The organism is Micromonospora sp. NPDC051924 (genome assembly GCF_055586005.1).
Genome location: NZ_JBVJJA010000031.1, coordinates 76638 through 85468, shown reverse-complemented (window position 1 = coordinate 85468; position 8831 = coordinate 76638). Strand labels below are relative to the sequence as shown.

The following is an 8831-nucleotide window of genomic DNA, read 5'->3' as shown; positions in this document are numbered from 1 at the left end:
CCCCTACCCCCCCCCCCCCCCCCCCCCCCCCCCCCCCCCCCCCCACCCCCCCCCCCCCCCCCCCCCCCCCCCCCCCCCCCCACCCCGGTGGTCAGCCCTTGTTCTTGATCTGGCTGTTCCAGTGGTTGATCCACTCGGTCTCGTTCTTGCCGATCACGTCCCAGTTGACGTCCAGCGGCTTGAGGTTGAGCTGGGTCAGCCACTCCGGCTTCTGGGCGATGTCCACGGCCGGGATCTGGTAGTAGTCCTTGGCCAGGTCGGCGCGGAGCGAGTCGTCGAAGAGGAACTCGATGAACTTCTGCGCGCCGGTGGTGTTGCCGCCCTTGACCGCGGCCAGGCCGTCGACCAGGACCGGGGCGCCGGAGGCCGGCATCACGTACCCGAAGGGCATGTTGGACTGGTTGGCCTGGAGCAGGATGTCCTGCAGGTTCCAGGCGCTGAGGACGCCCTGCTGGCGGGACATCTTCAGGTAGAGGTCGGTCGGGTTGGCCGCGTACGCGCCGGTGTTGGCGTCGAGCTTCTTCAGCCAGTCGTAGCCGGGCTGCGGGTTGCTGCCGTCCGGCGACTGCCGCTGGATCATGGAGGCGTAGATCGACCGCATCGTGCCGGAGGCCGCCACGTCACGGATGATGATCTTGCCCTTCCACTCCGGCTTCAGCAGGTCGTCCCAGTCCTTGGGTGCCTGCTCCGGGGTGAGGGCCTTGTTGTTGTACATGATGACCTCGGGCAGCAGGATCTCGCCGAACCAGCGGCCCTCGGGGTCCTTGTACTTGGCGTCCATCTTGCCGGCGAACGACGGCTGCCAGGAGGTGAGCAGGTCCTCGGTGGCCCCGGCGGCCAGCCCCTGCTGGGTGCCGCCCCACCAGACATCGGCCTGCGGGTTGGCCTTCTCGGCCCGGACCCGCTCCAGGATCTCCTGTGCACCGAGGTTGAGGACCTCGACCTTGCCCTTGTACTCGGGGTACTTGGCGGTGAACTTGTCGACGACGAAGGTGGTGACCTTCTTGTCGCGGGCCGTGTAGATCGTCAGCTTCTCGGTGCTGCCGGCGGCCGCGTCGTTCGAGCCGCCGCTGCAGGCGGTGCCGGCGGCGAGGACGGTGGCGAGCGCTCCGGCGAGAAGAAGTCGACGTCTCATGGGGTACCTCCGAGGGGTTGGGGGAACTGCGTTGTTCTGAAGGGGAAGGTCAGGGGGCCGGCAGCAGGATGGGCAGTCCCGCGGCGGCGGCGGAGAGGGCGTAGCTGACCGCGCCGTGCAGCACGGCCCGGTCGCCGAGGACCGCCCGGCGGACCTCGGTCGGGCTGGGCGCGGCGGCCGACACCAGGTTCTGGAGCCGGTCGACTGCCGCGTCGTCCAGCTCGGCGGCGGCCCCGCTGAGCAGGACCCGGCCGGGGTCGACGACACAGGCGCAGGAGACGATGAGGCGGGACCAGGCCGCGAGCACCTGGTCCAGATAGGCGGCGGCGCGGTCGTCGGCGGCGGCCAGCTCCACCAACGCCCGGACCGGCGACTCGGGACGGCGGCCCGGGGCCAGGGCCACCACCTGCTCGGCGATTGCGCCCTCCGACCAGCGGGCCTCGAACGGACCGATCCCGTCGTGCCCCCGGTCGGCCGGGTCGAGCGGCAGGAAGCCGACTTCGCCCGCCGCCCCGCCGGCGCCCCGGCGGACCTGCCCGTCCAGCACCAGGCCGGCGCCGATGCCGTCGGCCACGTGCAGCAGCAGCAGGTCGGCGACGTCCGCGCCGGCACCGGCGGCGTGCTCGCCGGCCGCCATCAGGTTCACGTCGTTGTCCACCACCACCGGCACGCCGAGTCGCCGCTGCACCGACTCTCCTATCGGCCGGTCCTCGACCAGGCCGACCGAGGGGGCGAGCCGGACCGCGCCGCCGGAGGAGACGCCGGGGGCGGCGATGGCCACGCCGCGCAGCGCGGGCAACCCGTCGCCGGCCAACTCGGGCACCGCCTTGCAGATCAGGTCGACGATGTCGCCGGTGAGCCGCACCGTACGGTGGGCGACCACCGCGCCGTCGCTGTCGGCGATCTCGCAGCTGATCCGGGAGGGCTCCAGCGAGACGGCCGCGACCAGTTCGGCACGGGGGTTGAACTCCAGCATGGCGCGCGGCCGTCCGGCCCGGGACGCGCCCGGTCCGCGTTCGATCAGGTAGCCCTCGGCGATCAGGTCGCGGACCAGCGGGGTGAGCGTGGCCGGGCTCAACCCGGTGAGCTCGGTCAGCTCGGCACGGGAGAGCACCCGTACCTGGCGGGCGGCGGAGATCACGGAGAGCCGCTTGATCTCCTTCGACCGCTCCCGGCTCACCGGGCTCGTCGGTGGTGTCACCACGTCAGTCACAGTTCCTTCCTACGGCGAACGAATTATTGAGTCAAGTAACGAAAGCGTCTCGACGGGCCGACAAGGCCGCGACGAGCAGCGGAAATGCCGACGAATTAGGCCACGGCGGGGCAGTGCACTCCTCGCGGCATCAAGATCAACAGTGCCCATGACGGCCAGTTAGTTTCTTCCGCAAATTAAGAAAGATCTTGCACAGCATTGACGGCCTGCCGCGCCGGTCCCTAGCGTCACCGGGCGAAGGCCTTCCAGTGTGTACGGAGCCCCGTACCGCTGCGTACCCGGCGACCCCGGGCGCCCGTCGGTGCCCACCGTCCCGTCGCCCACCACCCACCGTCCGAACGCGACCACGGCGTCGACGCATCGCGCGTCCGACGTCGATGGCCGCTGCCCGGCTCTCGCCCCGACCCGGAAGGATCCGCATGCGACTCAAGGCGTTCCTGCTACCCACGGCACTCGCCCTGGCCCTGTCCGGGGCCCCGGGCACCGCCCTCGCCGCACCCGCGCCCAGCCGCCCCGCCGACACCGTCGACCTCGACGTGCTCTTCGTCAGCGCCCACCCCGACGACGAGGCGGGCAGCCTCGCCACGCTCGGCCAGTGGAAGGAGCGCTACGGCGTCAAGGCCGGCGTCGTGACCATCACCCGGGGCGAGGGCGGCGGCAACGCGGTCGGCCTCGAGGAGGGCCCACCGCTGGGCATCATCCGCGAGCGCGAGGAGCGCACCGCGATCGGCAAGGCCGGGGTCGAGCACCTCTACAACCTGGACCGGGTCGACTTCTGGTACACCGCGTCCGCACCGCTGTCCGAGCGGATCTGGGGGCACGACGACACCCTCGCGCAGATCGTGCGGGTGATCCGGCAGACCCGGCCGGAGGTCCTGATGACGATGAACCCGTCGCCCACCCCGGGCAACCACGGCAACCACCAGCAGGCCGCCCGGTTCGCCGCGGAGGCGTTCCACGCCGCCGCCGACCCGAACGCCTTCCCCGAGCAGCTCACCGAGGAGGGCCTGCGGCCGTTCCGCCCGGCGAAGTTCCTGCGTACGGGAGGCACCGGCACCTCGACCGCCGGGCCGGCGTGCGCGTCGAGCTTCATCCCGACCGTGCCGACCGATCAGGCCTTCGGCGTCTGGGAGGGCACCCCGAGCAGCACCGGGAAGACCTGGGCGGAGATCGAGGTGGACGCCCGCCGCGACTACGCCACCCAGGGCTGGGCGGGCACCGCCGCCGCCCCGACCGACCCGGCCAAGATCCGCTGCGACTTCTACACCCTGGTCGACAGCCGGGTCCCGTACGACCCGGCGGACGCCTCAGCGGAGGCGATCCTGCGCGGCTCGGTGCTGCCGGCCGCGCCCGGCGGGCTGCCCCAGGGCACCGAGCTCTACCTGACCACGGACCGCTTCGACCTCGCCCCCGGCGAGACCGTCGAGGTGACCGCGCACGTCCGGGCGCCCGACGACCGGGCGCTGACCCGGCCGCGGGTCGCCCTCCGGCTGCCCGAGGGCTGGACCACCGCCGGCTCCGGCACGCTCCCCGACGCGGTGCCCGCGGGCCAGGAGCGGACCGCCACCTTCACCGTCACCGTGCCGGCCACGGCCGCCACCAATCAGCAGCGGTTCGTCGGCGCGACCCTGACCAGCGGGCAGGGCACCGGCCGTACGGACCGGGCGGTGCGAGTGGTCGCCGACGTGCGGGGCACCCTGGAGCCGCTGCCCGAGGTGGGCATCTTCCGGGACTGGGCCGGCGAGAGCGGCTACCCGCAGTTGGACACCCTGATCAAGCCGGTGCTCGCCATCGGTTCCGGGCAGCGCCGGTCGGTCCGGGTGGATCTGCGTAACCACGGCCAAGCCGCACAGCGCGGGCAGGTCACCCTCGGGCTGCCGAAGGGGTTCACCGCCGACGCGGCCACGAAGAGCTACGCCGAACTGGCGCCCGGCGAGACCGGCGCGGTGAGCTTCACCGTCACCAACACCGATGCCAGCCTGCCCACGGCGAACGAAGGCGGCACGGACGGCGACTACGGGATCACCATCACCACCACCAGCGCCGCCGGCAGCACGGTCGAGACCGGTGCCCTGGAGATCGTGCCGACCAGCGAGGTGCCGCACGCCGGTGCCGCCACCGCGATCGACGGGGTGGCCGCTCCCGGCGAGTACCCCGGCCCGGAGCTGGACCTCTCCCGGATCTGGGAGGGCGAGCCGACCACGCCGCAGGACGCCTCCGCGATCGGCCGGATCGCCTGGACCGAGGACGCCCTGAAGGTCCACATCCAGGTCACCGACGACGTGCTCGGCCGGAAGGTGGTGCCGCAGGACTGCAAGCGGCAGCGCCGCACCGACAGCGTCGAGATCATCGTCGACCCGAAGGGGAACTCGGCGGACACCTCCACCGTGTTCAAGGCCGGCATCTTCCCGGCCACCGACGACCCGGCCAACGGCGACCCGCCGTGCTGGCAGCGGGACGCCGACAACCGGCAGGGCCCGGGCGCGACGACCGCGCCGGGCATGACCGTGGTCAGCAAGGTCAGCACGCCGTACACGGGCTACACCATCGAGGCGAGCATCCCGTTCGCGGTGCTGCCGGACGCGGTCGACCCGGCCCGGATGGGCTTCAACGTGCTGGTCTACGACTCGGACACCCAGGATCTGACCTCGCAGTCGCGGCTCGGCTGGTCGACGTTCACCGGCGTCCGGGCCGACCCGTACCGGTACGGCCTGGTGACGCTGTCCGGGTACGCCCCGGCGGCCCGCCAGCCCAGCGCGCCGGTCTTCCCGGACACCGCCGCGCGCAGCGTGCACAGCCCGCAGACCATCGCCCAGTCGACCGTGGACGGGGTCGCCCCGGCCGCCGTGCCCCGGCTGCCGGCCGACGCGCTGCGGCTCACCGACGCCCGTACGGTCGCGGACGGCGTCTCGGTCACCCTACGGGCGGACCGGGCCGGCACCGCGTACCTGTACGGCTGGGACGGTGACCGGGCCACCGGCAGCCGCACCGTGTCGCTGTCCGGCGGCTCGCCGGTGACCGTGGTGGTGCCGGTGACGGCGGGTACGCCGACGTCGGTGCTGGCCGCGTTCGAGGCGGACGGCGCGGCACTGGCCCGGGCGGTTCCGCTGGGCTGAGCCACCGGGGGACGGCCGCCGCCCAGCAGGTGGCGGCCGTCCCCCGGTGTCAGCGCAGCCGGTAGACGGCCACCCGGCCGTTGTCGTGGCGCATGTCTGCGAGGGTGCGCAGGGCCGGTGACTCGCGACCGACCTCGCGGTCGACCACCAGCCAACGCACCCCGTACCGGTCGCGCAGGGCGGCCAGGCCGGCCGCGGTGGGCGCGGTGAAGGCAGCGTCGTTGGCGCGCTGCCGTGCCCGGTCCCAGAACGGCGCGTACGGGCCCTCCGGCCGGCCCACCATCCGGGGCGCGAACGCCCACCCCTCCACCAGCACCGACCGCTGCGCGTAGCCGCTCAGCCAGAACGAGCGGGCATCGCACCAGCCGTCCACCATGACCCGGCAGTGCACGTTGGTGGCGAGCACGTCGTCGGGGGCGCTGTGCACGTACACCCAGCGGGCCGCCTCGACCCGGGACGCCGGCATGGCCACCACCGGGTACGCGCCGCCGTTGGGGTAGCGCCGGGTCGCCGCGGCGTCCAGCACCAGGCCAGGCGCCCCGGCGGCCAGCACGGCGGTGAGCAGCAGCAGGCCGCCCCGGCCGGCCAGCCCGGGCCAGCGCCCGACCAGCGCCGGCCAGGACCGGCCCACCACCAGCGCCACCGCGGTCAGCACGCCGGCCCAGCAGAGCAACGGCAGCACCGGGGCGTACGCCGGGACGGCCGGCGTGCTGGTCGCGGCGGCGAACTGGACCGCGGTGAGCAGCACGGCGAACCCGGCGATCCCGGCGGCGAGCAGCCGGCGGCCCCGGCCGGAGAGGGCGGCCCGGTCGGCGACCTCGGCCCAGCCCCAGGCCGACAGCAGCACCCCGAACGCGAAGCCGCTGCGGGTGAAGTACTGGTTGCTGCTGCCGGGATGGCCGACCAGCAGGTAGATGGCCGGACCGGCGAGCGCGCCACCGAGCAGGAACACCTGCACCGGCTCCAGCCGCCCGCGGCGCAGCCGCAGCAGCGCCACCACCCCGGCCAGCCGGAGCTGGAGACTGAGCAGGAACGCCAGGAACACGCCCGCCCAGACCAGCGCGGTGAACCCGGCCGAGTGCCCGGCCGGCAGGTAGGGGCGCAGCCCCGAGAACGGGTCGACGGTCACCCCGTGGCTCTGGAAGGCGAAGAGCACCGCGGTGGCGAAGAGCTGCGCGGCCAGGGCCAGCCCCGCGGCGAGCAGCACGGCCCGGGGCAGCCGGTGGCGGGTCACCAGGGCCACCGCCCCGACGGCCGCGAGCGCGGCCAGCACCACCGGCAGCGAGCTGGCCTTCGCGCCGGTCGAGGCGGCCAGGAAGAGCACCACCAGCACCCAGGCGCCCCGGCCGAGCGCCGGCACGGTCACCCCGCGGGCCCGGCCGACGACCTCGCCGAGCGCGGCGAGCAGCGGCAGCAGCAGCACCCAGCTGTACGTCATCGACGGGCTGCCCCAGACGATGAAGGTCGCCTGGGTGCCGAAGAGCTGCCGCCAGCCGTTCTCGAAGCCGAACTCGCCGACGGTGAACATCAGCGCGGCGGCCACCACCCCGGCGTACGGCCGGCCGGTGATCCGCCAGCCCACCACCGCGACCAGCACGGCCGCGAGGGCGCAGAGCGCCGGCACGCCGAGCCGGAAGAAGACGGTCGGCAGGTCGACGCCGCTGACCAGGCTGGTCGCGGCGAGGTGGGCGAAGCCGAACCAGTGGTAGTGCAGCGGCTCCCCGGCGGCCTGCGGCACGTCCAGCGGCATCTGGTGGGTGGCCGCCCCGGCCAGGGAGAGCTGGAACGCCAGGTCGATGTACTGGGCCTGCCCCTCGTCGGTGGGCAGCACCGGATTGACCGCGAGAAACGACCAGTAGAGGTAGAGGGTGAAGCCGGCGACCACCCCGGTCAGGGACCAGGCCCAACCGGCCGGCGCGGTGGTGGCGTACCGCGCCCGCCAGTGCCGGCGCAGGCGGGGCACGGCGGTGAACGGCACCAGCACCGCGAGCGGCCAGAGTCGCAGCCATCCGGGCACGCCGAGGCCGGTGCACACCGCCCAGGCGGCCAGCTCCAGCACCAGACCGACGGCCGCGCCCATGGCCAGGTCCTCGACCAGGGTGTACGCGCGGCAGCGCAGGGCGCGGAACACCAGGGTCCCGGGGAGCAGCACGGCCAGCAGCGCGTACCCGGTCCAACGGGCGAGGGCGGTGACCGGGGTGCCGGCGACGAGCAGCACGGCGGCGACGAAGGCGTACCCGACGACGGCCGGGGCGTAGCGGAGTGGGATCAGACGGCGGCGCGGGTCGACGGTGGACGGGGTGGGGTCCCCGGTGACGAGCGCGGTCACCGCAGGCTGTCGGCCAGCTCGGCGGCGTCGGGGCGGGCCGGATCTCCGGCGGCGCTGTCGCCGGCCACCACGTACGCCGGGCGGCCCTGGACGAGCGTGTAGATCCGGGCCACGTACTCGCCGAGCAGGCCGAGACAGAGCAGCTGCACCGCGCCGAGGAAGAGGATCGCCACGTACAGGGACGGCCAGCCGCTGACCGTGGCCCCGGCGAACCAGGCCACCACCGCGATCACCACCAGCACCCCGCAGACCGCCACCCCGACCAGGCCCAGCCAGGTGGCCACCCGCAGCGGGGCGGCGGAGAAGCTGGTAACGCTCTCTGCGGCCAGACCGGCCATCCGGGACAGTGGGTACTTCGTGCGCCCGGCGGCCCGCTCCTGCCGCTCGTAGCCGACCTCACCGCTGGGGAAGCCGAGCCAGGGCACCACCAGCCGGAGCACCGGGTTGCGCTCGGGCAGCTCCCGCACCGCCTCCACCACCGCCCGGCTGAGCAGCCGGAAGTCGCCGGCCTGCCCGGGCACCTGCTCGCCGACCAGCCGCCGGACCAGGCGGTAGTAGCCGGCCGCGGTCCACCGCTTGAACCGGGTGTCCCGGCTGCGGTCGGCCCGGACGCCGTAGACCACGTCCAGCCCCTCGACCCGCGCCCGGCGGAGCATCTCGGCGATCACCTCGGGCGGGTCCTGCAGGTCGGCGTCGAGGCTGGCCACGTACCCGCCGCGGGCCCGGAGCAGCCCGGCGTGCAGGGCCGCCTGGTGACCGCTGTTGCGGCGCAGCCGCAGCACCCGCAGTTCGGGCCAGCCGGCCCGGAGCGCGGCCAGCGCCGCGGCGGTCCCGTCGGTGCTGCCGTCGTCGACCGCCACCACCTCGTACGCCTCGCCGAGCCCGTCGAGGACGCCGCGCAGCCGTTCGGCGAGCAGCGGCAGGACCTCCTGCTCGTTGAAGATCGGCACCACCACGGAGAGGGCCGGCTGCGGTGCGGTCACGGCGCTCGACCCTCCGTTTCCCGGCGGCGGTGGACGGGGCCGACGCTACCAGCGG

At 74.1% G+C, this 8831-nt stretch carries 5 protein-coding genes; 1 reads left to right on the top strand and 4 read right to left on the bottom strand.

What is annotated here, in order from left to right:
- Positions 1-91: 91 nt before the first annotated feature.
- Together ACZ6S5_RS23495 and ACZ6S5_RS23490 are read right to left on the bottom strand one after the other, a co-directional pair.
- The gene (locus ACZ6S5_RS23495) at positions 92-1135 is read right to left on the bottom strand and encodes an extracellular solute-binding protein (RefSeq protein WP_466003698.1); all 1044 of its coding nucleotides are present in this window, start codon (positions 1133-1135) and stop codon (positions 92-94) included.
- Between the two features lie 49 nt (positions 1136-1184).
- Positions 1185-2348 carry an ROK family protein gene (locus ACZ6S5_RS23490; protein ID WP_466003696.1) on the bottom strand — a complete coding sequence of 388 codons (1164 nt, stop codon included), beginning with the start codon at positions 2346-2348 and terminating at the stop codon, positions 1185-1187.
- A gap of 419 nt (positions 2349-2767) precedes the next feature.
- Between ACZ6S5_RS23490 and ACZ6S5_RS23485 the strand changes: the two genes are divergently transcribed.
- Complete coding sequence (locus ACZ6S5_RS23485) at positions 2768-5464, top strand: sugar-binding protein (protein WP_466003694.1); 2697 nt, start codon at positions 2768-2770, stop codon at positions 5462-5464.
- A 49-nt stretch (positions 5465-5513) separates the two neighbouring features.
- On the opposite strand, the gene ACZ6S5_RS23480 is transcribed toward ACZ6S5_RS23485, so the two are convergent.
- Positions 5514-7793 (bottom strand): hypothetical protein, encoded by a 2280-nt coding sequence (locus ACZ6S5_RS23480; RefSeq protein ID WP_466003692.1) that lies wholly within the window; start codon positions 7791-7793, stop codon positions 5514-5516.
- Positions 7790-8776 (bottom strand): glycosyltransferase family 2 protein, encoded by a 987-nt coding sequence (locus ACZ6S5_RS23475; protein WP_466003690.1) that lies wholly within the window; start codon positions 8774-8776, stop codon positions 7790-7792. The genes ACZ6S5_RS23480 and ACZ6S5_RS23475 overlap by 4 nt, the downstream gene beginning before the upstream one ends.
- Positions 8777-8831 lie beyond the last annotated feature (55 nt).